This window comes from Mycobacterium sp. URHB0021, assembly GCF_054057895.1.
In genome coordinates this window covers 6,897,341-6,912,863 of record NZ_JBSRZT010000002.1, presented here as the reverse complement: position 1 = coordinate 6,912,863, position 15,523 = coordinate 6,897,341, and the positions used below count along the sequence as shown (strand labels likewise).

The following is a 15,523-nucleotide window of genomic DNA, read 5'->3' as shown; positions in this document are numbered from 1 at the left end:
GGAAGTAGACATAGCCGACATGGCTCCAATGGTCAGACTAAGAGAGAGCTTGAGGAATAGCGTCAAAAGGGCCGCATAAGCAGGAATGTTGATTCTGCACGCCTACGACGTTTGAAGGCTGGAAACTCAACCTGATCCAACTGTATCGCGAATCGGCCGCTTTCGGAGATTCCGCGTCGATTCAGCGTCGACTCTCATCGACCCGCCAGGATTGACGCTAACGCGCGACAACAGCAAAAGTGACCAAAGTCGCGGGCAGGCTCAGCAGCGCTACAGCCAGTCCCGGCGCCTGAACGTCCAGTACAGCCCTGCCACGCACAGCACGATGATCGCCGTGCTCGCGACCCACCCCCAGAATGTGCTGACGCCGGGATACTGCACGTTCTGGCCGTAGTAGCCGGTGACTGCCGTCGGCACCGCGATGATCGCCGCCCACCCCGTCAGCTTCTTCATCACCGTGTTGAGCCGGGCATCCTGCAGGGACAGGTTCGTCTCGAAAACCGTGGTCACCATGTCCCGCAACGATTCCGTCCACTCCGACACCCGCAACACATGGTCGTACAGATCGGCGTACTGCGGATCGAGTTGCGGCGCCGTCTTGGCGTCCAGCCTGCGATGCTGGATGGCGTTGACCACCTCCCGCATGGGCAGCACGACCCGCCGCAACTGGACCAGGTCCTTGCGCAGCGTGAACGTCCGGCGTTGGAGCGCAGGACCTTTGATGGGCTTGTCCGCGAACAGATCGTCCTCGATGCCCTCGATACCGTCGTCGAGATTCTGCACCGCCTCGAAGTGGCCGTCGACGATCCAGTCCAGCAGACCGTGCACCAGCGCACCGACCCCGTACTCCTGGCCGCCGAGTTCGTCGAACCGCTGCGAGATCGCCTCCACGTCGACGTCGGGGGACAGGCGCACCGTGATCAGGCCCTGCGGCAACACGAACCCCGAAATGCGGTGCACGTCGATCGTCGACTCCGCGACATCCTCCGGAGCGGGGTCCTTGGTGGTGACCGAGTAGACGGTGAAGAACGTGTGCGACTTGTAGACCGAGGCTTTGCTGCGTTCGGCGTCGTCGATCGCGTCCTCCACGGCCCAGTGGTTCAGTCCCAGCTCGTTGGCCAAGTCCTTGAGGATCGCGTGGTCGGGGTCCCAGATGTCGCACCACACCAGCGTGTCGTCCTGCCTCAGGTAGTCCGAGATCGCCGAGAAGTCGAAATCGTCCTGCGCTTTACCGTCTCGCCACACTCGGCCTCGGACGTGGGTCACCCGTCCATCATGGCGGCGACGGCCGATGGTGCCCTGGACGTACGCTGAGGGCGGGTCGACCGAAGGGGCGCCGATGACCGTCGAGTCTGAGAACACGGATCGCGACTATCCGCAGATGCCCGCCGCGCGCGGCCGCATCGAACCGTCGCCGCGGCGAGTCCGGGGCTATGTCGGCAGCGATCTGGTGGTCGACACGACCTCTGCCCTCTATGTGTGGGAGGTGCCGTACTACCCGGCGTACTACCTTCCGCTGCGCGACGTGCGTGAGGAACTGCTGAAGGACGAGGACCATCCGCAGAAGGTTCAGTTCGGTCGGTCGCGGATGTACGCGCTGACCGCCGGCGGGCGCACCCAACCGTCGGCGGTGCGCGTCTTCGACACCGGCGGCGACAGCCCGGTCGCAGGCACTGCGCGCTTCGAGTGGGACAGCATGGACTGGTTCGAAGAGGACGAACCGATCGTCGGCCACCCGCGCAACCCGTATGTCCGGGTGGATGCCCTGCGCTCGCACCGCCATGTCCACGTCGAACTCGGGGGCGTCGTGCTCGCCGATACCAGCTGTCCTGTAATGCTTTTCGAGACCGGACTGCCGACCAGGTACTACATCGACGCCACCGGCGTCGTGTTCGACCATCTGGAGCCGAGCGCGATGCAGACGTTGTGCCCGTACAAGGGGGTGACTTCCCAGTACTGGTCGGTCCGCGTCAACGGTGAGCTTCATGCCGATCTCGCGTGGGCCTATGACTATCCGCTGCCCGCGGTCGCTTCGATCACCAGGATGGTGGCGTTCTACAACGAGAAGCTCGACATCACCGTGGACGGCGTGGCGCTACCGCGGCCCCGGACGCACTTCGGGTGAGACCGGGAATCAGCATCGGTACCGACTCGCGATAGACGGCATCACTTCTCGGATCCGCCGGTCAAGCCGTGCTCGAGTGCGTACATGCTCGCTCCGATCCGGTTCGAGACGCCGATCTTCGCGTACGTCCGCTCGACGTGGTTGCGCGCGGTCTTTTCGCTGATCACCAGTTTCGCGGCGATCTCCTTGTTGCTCGCGCCCTGCGCCACCAGGCGCAGCACCTCGATCTCGCGGGCGGTGAGACCGCCGGGTCGTGACCTCGACGGGGTCGACGCGTGCCCAGCCGCGTGCAGTACCGCCTCCGCCGCGACGCCGTCGAGTTCCCCGTCGTGCACCCGCCCGCGTAACCGTCGCGCCGCACCCGCCGGCGAGAACGGCTCCCGGTACGGTCGTGGCTCCAGCGCCGACTGGTAGCTCACGGCGGCGGCGACGATGCGGTCCGGCACCGTCAGCTGTCGCGCGGACAACCCACGCGGGTAGCCCGAGCCGTCGAGGCACTCGTGGTGATTCGCCGCGACGGTGGCCACCTCCTTCAGGCCAGGCACCCGCTGCAGGATCCGTTCGGTCAGATACGGGTGGAGCCGCATCCGTTCGAACTCCGACATCGTCAAATCCCCAGGCTTGGACCAGATCTGGTTGGACACCCCGATCCGGCCGAGGTCGTGAATGTGGGCGGCCCTGCGCGTCAGCGCGACCTCATCGGCGTTGAGACCGGCGGCGAGTGCCGCATCGGCGGCGAGCTGCGCGGTGGCCCGCGAGTGCCCCAGCGTGAACGGGCATTTGAGGTCGACGAAGTCGCCCAGCGCGACGAGCAGGGCGTCCAGCGCGGGTCCGTTCAGCGCGGTGTGACGGTCGGGGGCGTTCTGCAGCGCCATCGCCCACGCGTCCCCGGTTGCCGGCACCGCGAGCAGGTTCTCGGCGTCGCCGACGAACGCGTCGACGACCGCCGGGTCGAACTGTCCACCTCGGCGGCTGCGCACCATCGCCACCGCGCCTTCGATGCCGTACTCGCGCTGGTGCACCTCGACCATGTCCGCGAGCTGGGCGACCCGCATCTCGATGGGGATGGCCTCGCCCTCCACACCGTTGGGCAGCCCGCCGCCGTCGAAGCGTTCGAACGTGTGCCGCAGCGCGGTCTGGACATCGTCGGCCAGCCCGATCCGCTGTGCCAGCAGCGCCGCCGACGTGCAATGTGAGTGGATGAGCTGCGAAATATGGCCCCGGGCATTGGCATACAACGTCGTCATGGTCTTCAGCCGCTGCAGCAACGACTCACCGTGTCCGATGTTCGTCAACAGGAAGCGTTGATACGGCAGCCCCGACCAGTCGACCAGATACGAGCCACGCCGGACCGCGATGTCATCGCCGAACCATCGCGCGTATTCGTGCGAATCGGCGTGACAGCCGATCCACATGATCAGATTGGAGTAGTAGACGCAGTCGCGTTGCGCCTTCGGCAGACCGAGCCGATCGGCGAGGCGTGTCGCGATCAGCGCCGACCGCAGCATGTGCTCGGCCGGCTGCCCGAGCCCTAGATCGATCGCGACCGACAGCGCCGCCAGAACTTCCGCGCGGGTCGGAAGCTCGGGCGATCGGCCGGACGTCACTCGCCGATTCTGCGCCGTCGCATGCGTCTGGTCAGCTGGATAGGTCAAGACGGGCCGAGTCACGGTGCCGGACGGTGTCGAACGGTTCGAACAGGCCTTGGCCGGCCACGCACACTCCGCGCTGCGGCAGGAGGAAGTCGCCGAGATTGTCCTGGGTGGGCAGCGGGCCGACAGGCCCGAGATCCTCGCCCCGCACAACGGCGGTCGAACCGGCGACCGCCCATACGCGTTTCGGCCCGATGCGGAACCGCTGGCCGTTGGGCATGGTGCCGGCCAGTCGCATCCGGCCGATGCCGAGCAATGGCCCGGCGATAGCGCTGAGCACGGCCAGGATGGCGCGATTGGTCCATGCGGCGGCGGGCAGACGGGTGGCGATCGCGGTCATCAGGCGTGTCGCCGGTGTGGCCTCGATGTCGACACGCCAGTCGACAAGCCCGTCGATGGAGATGGCCAGTGACCACGGCGTCACCCACCGGGATCGGATGTCGCACTGGATGGGATCGGTCGGGGTGGCCGAGCTGAAGTACCTGGAGCAGCTCTGCGCGCCCGGCGTGGTGGCGTAGAACGTCCACTGACCGTCCGGGGTGCGATGCCACACCGACAGGTAGGCCGGGGCGAAGGACGTCGCCGGGAAATCGCGGTACGCGAGGTAGTGTCCGCCGGCGAAGGGCAGGCCCATCACGCCGAAGCCGACCACCTTTTCGTCCTCTCCGTCGGGGAGTTGCATTTGCGTGGCGGCCTGGGCGGCCGCCTGGGGTGTCGTTCTCATGGCGTCATCATTTGTCGGCAGCCCGTGGCCGGACATGGGGCATTCGCCCCAATTCGCGTCGACCCAGTCGTCGGCCGCATCACCGCAGCCCGGTCAGAAGCGACGTCACGCCGAGATTCCACCGTCGTTCGATCAGCGGGGCCGACGGGCCCAGCGATCGGCCGGCCTCCTGGACCGCCAAACCCTGTGCGAGAGCCAGCAATACGTGTGCCATGTCGGTGGGATCACCGGTCAGCAGACCAGCGTCGATGCAACACTGGATCCGCCCGATGAACTCCTCGCGGACCGCTGACCCCGCCGCCAATTCGTCGGGGCCAGGCTCGAAATCGGCAAACGGCCGCGAGAACATCACCTGCGCCAACCGCGGATAGGCGCGGCAGAACAACCGGAACACCGGGACCAGCCGCTCCAGGTCACTCAGCGGGTCGTCGGTGTGCGGGACCTTGGCCAATTCGCTGCCGAGCAACCGGAACCCCTCGAAGAACATCGCCCGCACCAGGCCGGCCTTGTCGTCGAACAGCTCGTAGACCGCGGGCACCGATGTCCCCGCCCGCTCGGCGACCCGTCGCGTCGTGAACCGGGCGATGCCTTCCTCGGACAGCGTCGCGATTGCGACGTCCAGCAGCCGGTCCCGAAGCTCGGGTGTGCGCTGCTTGGCCCTCGGCATCGCAACGGCCTAGCCGGAGATTTCGCTCGGCAGCGCGTCGATTCCGGCCCGGATGGCCTTCAGCGCCGCATCGCGCACCTTCAACTTCGTCGCCAGGTGCGCACGGGCGTGCAGCGTCGTCGCCGCCTCGGCCGCCACCTCCTGCGCCCGCGTCAGCACCTTGTCGGCCTCGACGATTTCGTCGAGCCAGCCGCCGGCGACCGCCTCGTCGCCGGCGAACGTCGCCGCCAGCGCCGCTCCCCGGTTGAATGCGGCCGGTGTCAGGCGAGCGCGCATGATCTCGATCGCCGAAATCGGGATCGTCATACCGATCGCCACCTCGACCGCCTGGCAGCGTGATTTCGGTTGCCCGATCCGGTGATCACCGGACAACAGCAGGAACGATCCCATCGCGATCGCGGGACCCGTCGCGGCCATGATCACCGGAACCGGAAAACTCAGACACCGAATCGAGAGTTCGAATCCTCCCGCCAGCATCGCCAGCGCGGCCTCGGCGTCGCCGGACTGGAATACCGCCAGGTCGAAGCCGCCGCTGAAGACCCGCGCGTTACCGGCCAGCACCACGGCCTTGGCGCCGTCCTTCTCGGCGTGGTCGAGGGCCTCGTTGATGCTCTGTTGCATCGCGGGCCCCAGGACGTTGACCTTGCCGTCGTCGAGGGTGACGGTGGCGACGGTCTCGTTCAGCTCGTAGCCGACGCTGCTGGTCATGGACTCTCCTCCGAGCGCTGTACCGTTAATTGGACCGATGTTACGTAACGGTGATACGAATACCAACGGCCACTACCTGCATCGGGAGGCACGGGGCCCGCCCAAGTCAGGTAGTCCCCCACGCACGAAGAGGTTCCCGCCCCGCCTTGACGTCAGAGATGTCCCGGCGGCGAGGGGTCGCCGGGACATCGAACCAGGACCTCTTCGCGGGTCACACCGGCGGCAGGATCGAATTGCCACGAGCCCACCTCTGAGCGACAAAGTCGCTGGCAGCGACAGTGTCGCTGAGAGGTGGGCAGCTGAGAAACCGTCATGTGCGCGAAGCGCGCCACGAGGGGCCAACCATTCGAGTGGTGGCGTTTGGACTTCGTCAGTGACGAGCGCGCGGGTCATCCCTATCCGTGTGCGCCGCTCCGGATGAGCGCGGCCAGTTCGTCGCGGTCGGAGATGTCGAGCTTGATGCAGGCTCGATAGAGGTGGCCCTCTACCGTGCGCACGGACACCGTCAGCCGGTCGGCGATGTCGCGGTTGCTCAGCCCTGCCGCGACAAGGTTGGCGATCTCCCGCTCGCGAACCGTCAGCGGCAGCGGGTTGACCGCGAGCTCGAGTGCCGGCGTGCGGATTCCGCCACAAGCGGCAGCCAGCCGGTTCGCCGAGGCCGCGGCCTCCACGGCGCGCCGACGGTCGTCGTCGGCCGCGAACACGATTCCCGCCTGGGCGGCGGCATCGGCGGCTGACAGCAGTGCGCCGATCGCCTCGAATTGCTCTGCCGCCGCGGCTATTTGCGGGCCATTGCGGTTCCGCAACGCTTCGGCATGGGCCGCGATCGCCACTGCCAGCCGCCCGCCGGTCGCGGTGGCGACCTCCACCAGGCGGTCCAGACAGGTCTGGTCGCCGAAACGCGCAGCGTCATGCAGCGCCATCATCTCTATCGCCTGCTGGCCCGACTCTGCCGCCAGCCGTGCGGCGGTGAGCGCGAGTTCGATTGCCGTGCTGACGTTTCCCTCCGCGGCCGCCTGCCACGACTCAGCGATCTTGAGCTGCGGGCCGAACACCGCGACATGTTTGCCGTACCGCGTCTTCACCTCGGCCATCATCTTGGCACCCGGCTGCACACGTCCCAGCACGCAGTAGGACTGCGCGAGTAGGAGGCGGGCCGGGAAGCTCCATGACGCCGCCGATTCCGCGGTCAATGCCGCGACCGTCTGTTCCATCCGCGGCACCGTTTCGGCGAACAGGCCGCGGGCCACCCCGACGGTGCCGACCAGCACGTTGGCCATGCCCCACGCCAGATACTGGCCCGCCGAGGTGACCTTAACGATGTCGGCGGACCGCCGCGTCGCCGTCTCGAAGTCACCGGCCAGTGTCAGCGCACGGACCTCGCCGAAAGCGGCGAGGTAGCGCAGCAGTCCGTCGACCTTGCTCTCGACTTGATGACCCCGCTCGGCCACCGCGGCAACCTCGTCGGCGCGTCCCATCAAGGCGAGTGCCAACGCGCCGCCGAACGCCGCCCACTCGACGGCCGTCGGGTGCGCGTCGGGATCCGCAAGCACCTTCTCCGACAGGGTGACGGCCTCGGTGAGCTGGTTCTCGAACGTCCGGGATGCGGAGCCGACACCGTCGACGAGCAACTTGAATCCGTCATGGGTGACCTTGTCCCGTAAGACCTCGAATACTTCGTCAGCGCTCTCGGCATCGCCCATCGACCAGTGCAGGTTGGCGATCCGCGCCGAACCCCACCGCACCAGATCGAGTTCGTCCAGATCGTCGGGATCGAACACGCCAAGGATCTCCTCGGCCTCCGCGGCTCTGCCCTGCCACAGCACCGACCGGGCCACCAGCTCACTGGCCACCAGGCCGCCACCCCGGTGCACGGCCGCACGCGCCAGCCGCTCGCCCAGTGTGACGTTGGTCAGCGCGACCGCGTCCCGCGCCGCGGTCACGAGAAGTTCGAGATTAGGTTGCTCGTCACTGTCAAGGCTCAACTCCGCCAAACGAATTCGGTCCACCGGACCACGCAGCGGGCGGCCCCGCAGGCCGCGTACCACCTCGCCGCGCAGCCGCCGCGCCGCAGCCGTGCCCAGCTGTCTGCGGATCACCTCGCCGAACAGCGGGTGGTTGAACCGCACATCGATAACGGAGTGATCCTCGACGACCCGGATCAGGCTGCGGCTCTCGGCGTCCTCAACCGCATCGACACCGACGATATCGGTGAGCGTGTCGAGATCGAGCGGCTCGCAGAACGTGAGCAAACGCAGAGCGTGCAACACGCCGTCGGGCAACTGCTCGACCCGGGCGTCCAACAGTGATGCGAGTTCGGAGGTGACCGCGGTCCGGCCCCGGAGTTGCCACACGCCGCGGACCTGACGCAGTGTGCCCGCCTCCAGCGCGCCCTCGACGAGATGCCGGACGAACAAGGCGTTGCCGCCGGACGACTCCCACATCAGGTCGGCGGACAGCCCCTCGACGCGGCCGCCGAGTGCCTCCTCGATCAACGTGACGCATTGCTGCCGGGTGAACGGCATCAGGTGCAGCCGCCGCAGGTAGCCGTCCTTCCACAGCGAGGTGATGGCGTCGGGCACCGTCTCGCCCGTACGGACGGTGGCGACGATGCGCACCGAGCCGTCCAGCGCCAGCTGGTGCAGCAGGGTCGCCGACAGATGGTCCAGCAGATGGGCGTCATCGACGCCGATAATGGAATGTCCCTCGGTGAGAATGGATTCCCGCGCCGCCGCCAGGAAGGCGACCGGATCGCTGGCCGTGGCGGTGCCCACCAGGTGGGCGAACACGCCAAGAGGAATGCTGCGGGCGGATTCGGTACCGGCCACCCACGGCACACGCAGCGGCAGCGACTGCGTGACCAGGCGCGCCAGGGTCGTCTTTCCCACCCCGGCATCGCCGATGAGGACGATGCCGCACACGCCGTTTTGCTCGACGAGGGCGTTGTGAATGATCGTGTACTCGTCGTCGCGCCGCACCACAGGCCAGTTGTGGGCCATGAACTGCGACTTTACTACCTCCAGCGGGTCCAGAGCGGTGCTTGTCACGGGAGGATGTGCTCTCTGTCCACGAGTTCGGGTGGCAGCCCGAGGGTTTCGACTTGTTCCACCGGATCGGACGCCGAGGTGATGATCGTCATGTAGGGATTCTGCAGACCCACGACTCCGAAGTCTCGCGTAGTGCACTACGCGAATTTTCCAGGTGACTACGCCACAGTCAGTGGCGCTACCCGGCCCAGGGTGTGGCGGCACCCGCCAACTCGACGCCGGCGGCAACCGGCGCCGTACGCGCCGAGGTGTGCACGAGGCGTTCGCTGCGGGCCAGCCAGTCGAGGTCGGCCCACACCACATGCGCCGGCAGCCGTCGCCGGTATTCGGGATGTGCGCGCAGGTACATGTCGACGCTGGAGTGCACCACGGCGCTCTCCGGCAACCTGCGGATTGCGATCATGCGCGAGCTCTCCGCCGGCGCGCCGAAGGAACTCGGCGCGGGCGCGGTGTACCGATAACTCGGCCGCACCAGCAGTCCCGCCTCGAGCGCGCCGTCGAGCATCCAGTCGAACGTGATATCGGCCAGCGGCCAACATGCGCGCCGGCCACCCGCGACGTCGCGGTGCCCGCCACGGAACCACACCTCTTCGATCCGTTCGGAGTCCGGCGACACCAGATGCCCGCCGACCGAGGCGAGCCCCCCGTCGACGGCCACGGCATGGCGGCCGACCGCCACATTGGTCAGTATCTCCGGCCTTCGCGGCAAGCCCGGCACGCCCACCATGTCCCAGAGCCCGAAAAATTCACAGAAATGGCGTTTTCGGGTTTGCCAGACAATGGCGACGCCACCCGACGGGTGTGATTGACGCTTGACGACAGTTTGCCAGGCGCCAGTTCCCGTGTCTTGCGTATTGTGCTACTCAAACGAATTTCGTCGGCGGATTCTTGCCTTTGCAAGCTGTATCGCTGCGGAATCCGTGGGTTGCACGCCGCATGCACGTGCGAATTCCTCCGCATTCAAGCCGTCTGCGGAGTTCATATCGCAGGGACCGAATGGCGGTGCGCCCTCCGGGAGCCCACCGCCGTAGCCCTCGCCGTTGGTGTACTGGTGGGCGACCTTTCCCGGGTAGGGCGGGTTGTGGCCGTAGCCGGCGACCACCAGTCGGATGCCGGACGGTTTGTCCGGCCACAGACGGTTCAGGTCTCCGACGTTCCCGTAGCCGATCACCTTCGCCGTGGACCCGACGAACGCTCCGACCGCCTCATGGGTGGCGTTGATGTCCGCCGACCTGTTGCCACGGATCTGCCCCTCCCACGACTCGACGTCGAGCATCACGGCCATCCTCGGATGCGGCGTGCCAACCATGTCCTTGAAGGTGTCCACGGTTTGTTGCCAGTTGGGCCGCCAAACGAAGTAAACGATGAAGAACGTCAGGCGGCCGCTGCCGGCGCCGCGCAAACACCAACCATAATTGTTGACCCAGCGACGATCTCGATGTGTGCCGTCATTGGAGCGGATGCACAGCACCGGATACGGATAAGTGTCGTTGACGCCTACCTGCCACTCGGACACGTCGGCGTAGAGTGTGTCAGCCACGCCTCCCAGTCTTGCGCGCAGAGCAGACGGTTACGACAACGGGATGTCGACCCCAGGACTGACCGGGTCACCGTGCACCTCGAGCGTCTCCGGCACGGTGCCGGGCGGCACGTCGAATGCCAAGCCGACATCTGCGGTGTCACCCGGATTCAGCTCGGCCAGACCGCCGTTGAGGTAGGACGTCGCCTCGTCGTCGATGTTGTACACGGCGCCCGCCGCCTTCAGCTTCTGCAACGTGGCCAGAAAGGTCAGCGGCGCCTCGCCGGAGTTCAACACCGTCATGTTCACGATGACGAACTCACCCTGGGCGGTCTTCTCCGCCGGCGCGTCCCCGGACTGCACCGACGGAGCGGTCTGAACGCCGGTCACCGCGAAGGTGATGCCCGCATCACTGGCTTGGCCGGAAGGTGGTGCCGCAGTGGGGGTTTCGGCCGGAGCTTCGGTCTCGGTAGCGGTCGTCGACGTCGGCTTCGCCGCAGAGGTCGACGTCGGCGACGTGGTGGGCGGCGCCCCGACCTGGATCGCGTTGTCCTTGTGGATGAAGGCCGCATAGATGACAACGACCACCAGCACCGCCAGCAGGGCCGCACAGGCGACGCCGAACCGGATGGCGAGTTGTCGGTTGTCGCCGGCACCCTGCGGCGCCTCGCCGAACCGCCCACCGTACGTCGCCGGTTTGGGCTCCGGCGCGGGTCCGGTGAATGCGGCGAAAGGGGTCGGCTCCGGTCGCGTCGCCTCCGCCGGATACGTCACCGGCATCGTGGGCTGCGATATGACCTCGGTGCGCCCGGGCGCCATGCCCGGATCTGTATCGGGATCTGTGTCGTCTTCGGGCAGCGGGGCTGGGTCGTCATCGGGTTCGGGACGGCGGTGCGCGCCGACACGCTGACCGCTCGGGACGGATGAAAGGGAGACGACGACCGTCGGCTGCTCACCGCCATCAGTCTCCGGCTCAGAATCGACTTCCGGCTCGGGCATCGGCTGCGGCTCGAAAATCGGAGCTGCCGGTGCGCGGTGCTCGGTCCATGTGGAACCGTCCCAATACCGTTGACCGCCTGAACCGTCGGGATCCGGGTACCAGCCGGCGGGCGTGGGCGGTGTCGTCATCGCAGTGGGTCCTCCCCGTTGCGCGCCGCGGGGCGCTGAGCGGGAGAATAACGTAGGCCGTCATACCCACGTACGACTTTTGCTCATGCAAACACTGCGAAGGGCAGCGGGTCAGGCGCCCATCAACATGCGCCACTGGTCCAGATTGCTTGCCCGGTAGACGTAATTGGTCCGCTTGACCTCCTCGAGCGGCGCACTCGGTTGCGCCGAGTACCAATGCCCAGGAAACACCGTCGGATCGCCCGACAACTGCGCAAGAGCCTGCAGGCTTCGGAACATCTCGTCGACGTCGCCGCCCGGGAAATCGGTGCGGCCGCAGCCCTCGAGGAACAGCGTGTCTCCGGCGACGAGTCGGCCGTCCAGGAGGAAGCACTGGCTCCCCGGCGTGTGACCGGGGGTGTGCAGCAGCTCGATGTCGATGTCGCCGACGTTGACCACATCGCCGTGTTCGTGTGCGGTCAGCTCGCTGCGCGCGATTCCCGTGATCCGCGAAACATATTCCGCCTCATGGGCGTTCACGTGCACGGGCACGCTGACCCGCTCCATCAGCTCGGCGAGGCCCTTCAGCTCGAAGCCCATCATCGACCCGCCGACGTGATCGGGGTGGTGGTGTGTGACGAGCACACCCGCGAGGTGCATACCGTCACTCTCGAGCACATCGACCAGATCCTGCGCGGCATAGGCGGGGTCGACGACGACGGTGTCACCGGTCTGGCGGTCGCCGATCAGGTAGGCGAAGTTGCGCATCTGCGCGGCGATCATGTCGCCCGCGGCGAAATCGCGACCGGACAGCAACTGGCGGAAGTACAGGCGCCCGGGCTGTGAATCTGCCATGACTCTCAGCGTATCGGCGTCCCGGTCCTCTCACTCTCCGGTGTCTTCTGAGTGGTCTTCTAGGTGAAGCCGCACCATCCGCGTCGTGCTGCTCTCGTCCAGGTCGACCACACCAATGCGGGAGCGAAGAAAATCGCTGAACGAACGGAAGCCAAGCGCCTTCTCGGAGAACGACGGGTCCATCCGTTTCATCTGCGCCTTGACCGCCGAGTTGTGCAGCCAGTCGGCGTCGTCCTTCTCATGGCCGATCTGCAGGGCGCGCTGGAGCAGGCCGGTCGCGGCCGCTTGCGGATCCGGCTGTTCGGGCTCCTGGTCGGCATCGGCCTTGGTGCGCCGTGCCCGTTTCTTCGGCGCGTCGCCGGGGGCGAGCACCGGGACGCCGGGCAGCGCGTCGTAGGTGACGAACTCGTCGCAGGCGGCGGTGAGGGAGCGGCTGATCGACCCGGTGATGCCGATACCGACGACGTAACGACCCAAGCGCTTACACCGCTGGGCCAGCGCGATGTAGTCGGAATCGCCCGCGACGATCACCACGTGCGTGAGGTCCGGCAGGCGGAACATGTCCTCGACCGCGTCGACGGCCAACCGGATATCAGCGCCGTTCTTCGCGTATGCGGCGGCGGGGAAGAGTTGCACCAGGTCGACCGCGCGACCGACCAGCTGGCCGCGGTAGTCGGCGTTGACGTCGGCCGACCAGTCGGCGTACGCCTTCGTCAGCACCAGGGTGCCGAACGACGATGCGAAGTCGATGATGGCGCCGACGTCGACGGTCGCCGTGGTCAAGCGGCCCGGTTCCTTGTGGAAACCGGCGGTCCTGTCCCGATGGAACGAGTTGCGACCGTGCACCTGGTCGTAGCGCGAGATGACGATGTTGTCGAAGTCGAGGTAGACCGCGACGCGCGGCGCGCCAGGTTCCGTCACATCTGTTGTCCTATCACTCGAGTCACTCGTGTCATGCGCAATGGGCGTCGAAACTGCGCACAGATCGCATTTCAGTGTGGGTTTGCGATCTCCCAGCAGTCTCGGCGGGCTGGACCGCCGGCAGTGAACCGGCTGAGCAGCGGTTTGGCACCTCAAACCGCGAGAATGTACCCTCTTTAAGGCCCACGCCACTACTGCGCGGGTTTGGCCCCCTTAGCTCAGTCGGTAGAGCGTTTCCATGGTAAGGAAAAGGTCAACGGTTCGATTCCGTTAGGGGGCTCGGTGGTTGCCGAGCTTTTGGAGCTGGTCAGGCGGCGCCGGATGGCGGTGTAGCTCAGCTGGTTAGAGCGCACGACTCATAATCGTGAGGTCGGGGGATCGAGCCCCCCCACCGCTACAACACAAGCAGTACCTGAAGACGAAGGACGATAGACGTGGCCTCAAGTACCGACGTTCGGCCCAAGATCACTTTGGCCTGCGAGGTGTGCAAACACCGTAACTACATCACCAAGAAGAATCGCCGCAACGATCCGGACCGGCTCGAGATCAAGAAGTTCTGCCCGAACTGCGGCAAGCACCAGGCCCACAAAGAGTCGCGGTAGCGGTCAGAAAAAGGCCGGTTCAGCCAACCAATGGGGTTTTGCCCGGCCTGGCTAGGTAGGTTCACAGACTGTGTCGTTGTCACAGAACGTCGTCGGGATGCACTATCGCCACCCCGACCACTACGTCGTGGGCCGGGAGAAGATCCGCGAGTACGCGACCGCCGTCAAGAACGATGACGCCTCGTTCTTCGATGAGACGGCCGCCGCGGACCTCGGCTATCCGGGTCTGTTGAGCCCGCTGACCTTCATCTCGGTTTTCGGGTACCAGGCGCAGACGGCGTTCTTCGCCAGCGCCGATATCGGCATCAAGGACGCGAAGATCGTCCAGGTCGACCAGGAACTCAAGTTCATGAAGCCGATCGTCGCCGGCGATCGGCTCTACTGCGATGTCTACGTCCATTCGATACGGCAGTCGTTCGGCGCCGACATCATCGTGACCAAGAACATCGTCACCAACCATGCGGGTGACGTGGTGCAGGAGACCTATACGACTCTGGCGGGCCGTACCGCTGAAGAGGGAGAAGAGGGTGGCTTCAACGATGGCGTTGCGTGAGTTCGATTCGGTGAAGGTGGGCGACCTGCTGCCGGAGAAGGTCATCCCGCTGACCCGCCAGGACCTGGTCAATTACGCGGGCGTGTCGGGCGACCTCAACCCGATTCACTGGGACGACGAGATCGCCAAACAGGTGGGTCTGGACGTGGCCATCGCCCACGGCATGCTCACCATGGGTTTGGGCGGCGGGTACGTCACGTCATGGGTCGGTGATCCGGCCGCGGTGACGGAGTACAACGTCAGGTTCACCGCGGTGGTACCGGTGCCCAACGACGGCAAGGGCGCCGAAATCGTGTTCAATGGCCGTGTGAAAGCTGTTGAGCCAGAGACGAAATCGGTAACCATTGCGCTGTCGGCCACCACGGGGGGGAAGAAGATTTTCGGGCGCGCCGTGGCGACCGCGAAGCTGGCGTGACGCATGGCGCTCAAGGCTGACATCCGCGGCATGGTCTGGAAGTACCCGGACACCTTTGTCGTGGGTCGCGAACAGATCCGCCAGTACGCAGGCGCCGTCAAGGCCGATGACCCGGCGACGCACGACGAAGCGGCCGCCGCCGAGCTCGGGCACGATTCACTGGTCGCCCCGCCGACGTTCATGTCGATTTTCGCGGTGATGATCCAGCGGCACTTCTTCCAGCACGTCGACGTCGGCATGGAGACGATGCAGATCGTCCAGGTCGACCAGAAGTTCCTGTTCCATCGGCCGATCGTGGCGGGCGACGAGCTGACCGGCACCATGTACGTCCAGACGGTCGACGAGCGGTTCGGCGCGGACATCGTGACGACGCGCAACGTGCTGACCGACGCGAGCGGAGACACTGTGATGGAGTCGTTCACCACGCTGATGGGCCACGAGGGCGACAACTCGATCTCGGTGAAATGGGACCCGGAGAGCGGCCAGGTCGTACGTAAGGCTGTCGGCGAGTAGTCCCGGCGGCCCGGATTAGTAACTGGGACCGGGTGCGCGCTACACTCGGACCTCGGGGTTTTCCCATTCCAGCGCGCTATCCGTCGGTTTCAGATGGACCGAACGGGGAGCGCGC

General features: G+C 66.1%; 16 protein-coding genes and 2 tRNA genes. 7 read left to right on the top strand and 11 right to left on the bottom strand.

The features are described from left to right. Positions 1-270: 270 nt before the first annotated feature. Positions 271-1,266, bottom strand: a complete 996-nt coding sequence (locus ACVWWN_RS36090) for a magnesium transporter CorA family protein (protein ID WP_457148128.1) — start codon at positions 1,264-1,266, stop codon at positions 271-273. 73 nt (positions 1,267-1,339) lie between these two features. Here ACVWWN_RS36090 and ACVWWN_RS36085 point away from each other — a divergent pair, with 73 nt between their 5' ends. Beyond that, entirely contained in the window at positions 1,340-2,125 is a 786-nt protein-coding gene (locus ACVWWN_RS36085) for a DUF427 domain-containing protein (RefSeq protein ID WP_457148127.1), read from the top strand. 41 nt (positions 2,126-2,166) lie between these two features. Here the strand turns inward: ACVWWN_RS36085 and ACVWWN_RS36080 are convergent, their stop codons facing one another. The 10 genes from ACVWWN_RS36080 to ACVWWN_RS36035 form a co-directional block, all read right to left on the bottom strand. After that, positions 2,167-3,732, bottom strand: a complete 1,566-nt coding sequence (locus ACVWWN_RS36080; RefSeq protein ID WP_457148126.1) for an HD domain-containing phosphohydrolase — start codon at positions 3,730-3,732, stop codon at positions 2,167-2,169. A 31-nt stretch (positions 3,733-3,763) separates the two neighbouring features. Further along, positions 3,764-4,501 (bottom strand): hypothetical protein, encoded by a 738-nt coding sequence (locus ACVWWN_RS36075; protein WP_457148125.1) that lies wholly within the window; start codon positions 4,499-4,501, stop codon positions 3,764-3,766. A gap of 79 nt (positions 4,502-4,580) precedes the next feature. Beyond that, positions 4,581-5,168, bottom strand: a complete 588-nt coding sequence (locus tag ACVWWN_RS36070; protein ID WP_457148124.1) for a TetR/AcrR family transcriptional regulator — start codon at positions 5,166-5,168, stop codon at positions 4,581-4,583. A gap of 9 nt (positions 5,169-5,177) precedes the next feature. After that, entirely contained in the window at positions 5,178-5,876 is a 699-nt protein-coding gene (locus ACVWWN_RS36065; RefSeq protein ID WP_457148123.1) for a crotonase/enoyl-CoA hydratase family protein, read from the bottom strand. Between the two features lie 395 nt (positions 5,877-6,271). Then, the gene (locus ACVWWN_RS36060; RefSeq protein ID WP_457149411.1) at positions 6,272-8,875 is read right to left on the bottom strand and encodes a LuxR C-terminal-related transcriptional regulator; all 2,604 of its coding nucleotides are present in this window, start codon (positions 8,873-8,875) and stop codon (positions 6,272-6,274) included. A 226-nt stretch (positions 8,876-9,101) separates the two neighbouring features. Continuing rightward, positions 9,102-9,704, bottom strand: coding sequence for a phospholipase effector Tle1 domain-containing protein (locus ACVWWN_RS36055; protein WP_457149410.1), 603 nt, complete (start codon positions 9,702-9,704; stop codon positions 9,102-9,104). 78 nt (positions 9,705-9,782) lie between these two features. Beyond that, a complete protein-coding gene (locus ACVWWN_RS36050) occupies positions 9,783-10,463 on the bottom strand; it encodes a hypothetical protein (RefSeq protein ID WP_457148122.1) in 681 nt (226 codons plus the stop codon). A 30-nt stretch (positions 10,464-10,493) separates the two neighbouring features. Then, positions 10,494-11,570: a DUF4352 domain-containing protein gene (locus ACVWWN_RS36045; protein WP_457148121.1), complete on the bottom strand. Its 1,077-nt coding sequence runs from the start codon at positions 11,568-11,570 to the stop codon at positions 10,494-10,496. Between the two features lie 111 nt (positions 11,571-11,681). Further along, positions 11,682-12,404, bottom strand: a complete 723-nt coding sequence (locus ACVWWN_RS36040; RefSeq protein ID WP_457148120.1) for an MBL fold metallo-hydrolase — start codon at positions 12,402-12,404, stop codon at positions 11,682-11,684. Between the two features lie 30 nt (positions 12,405-12,434). Continuing rightward, positions 12,435-13,325 carry an NYN domain-containing protein gene (locus ACVWWN_RS36035; RefSeq protein WP_457148119.1) on the bottom strand — a complete coding sequence of 297 codons (891 nt, stop codon included), beginning with the start codon at positions 13,323-13,325 and terminating at the stop codon, positions 12,435-12,437. Between the two features lie 207 nt (positions 13,326-13,532). Between ACVWWN_RS36035 and ACVWWN_RS36030 the strand changes: the two genes are divergently transcribed. From ACVWWN_RS36030 to hadC, 6 genes are all read left to right on the top strand, one after another. Next, a tRNA-Thr gene (locus ACVWWN_RS36030) sits at positions 13,533-13,605 on the top strand. Between the two features lie 43 nt (positions 13,606-13,648). Further along, positions 13,649-13,722 (top strand) — tRNA-Met (locus ACVWWN_RS36025). 37 nt (positions 13,723-13,759) lie between these two features. Beyond that, complete coding sequence (rpmG, locus tag ACVWWN_RS36020; protein WP_003929651.1) at positions 13,760-13,927, top strand: 50S ribosomal protein L33; 168 nt, start codon at positions 13,760-13,762, stop codon at positions 13,925-13,927. Between the two features lie 97 nt (positions 13,928-14,024). Continuing rightward, positions 14,025-14,480 carry a (3R)-hydroxyacyl-ACP dehydratase subunit HadA gene (gene hadA / locus ACVWWN_RS36015; protein ID WP_457149409.1) on the top strand — a complete coding sequence of 152 codons (456 nt, stop codon included), beginning with the start codon at positions 14,025-14,027 and terminating at the stop codon, positions 14,478-14,480. Further along, entirely contained in the window at positions 14,467-14,895 is a 429-nt protein-coding gene (gene hadB / locus ACVWWN_RS36010) for a (3R)-hydroxyacyl-ACP dehydratase subunit HadB (protein ID WP_457149408.1), read from the top strand. Before hadA ends, hadB begins: the two co-directional genes overlap by 14 nt. A gap of 3 nt (positions 14,896-14,898) precedes the next feature. Continuing rightward, positions 14,899-15,408 carry a (3R)-hydroxyacyl-ACP dehydratase subunit HadC gene (hadC, locus tag ACVWWN_RS36005; RefSeq protein WP_457148118.1) on the top strand — a complete coding sequence of 170 codons (510 nt, stop codon included), beginning with the start codon at positions 14,899-14,901 and terminating at the stop codon, positions 15,406-15,408. Positions 15,409-15,523 lie beyond the last annotated feature (115 nt).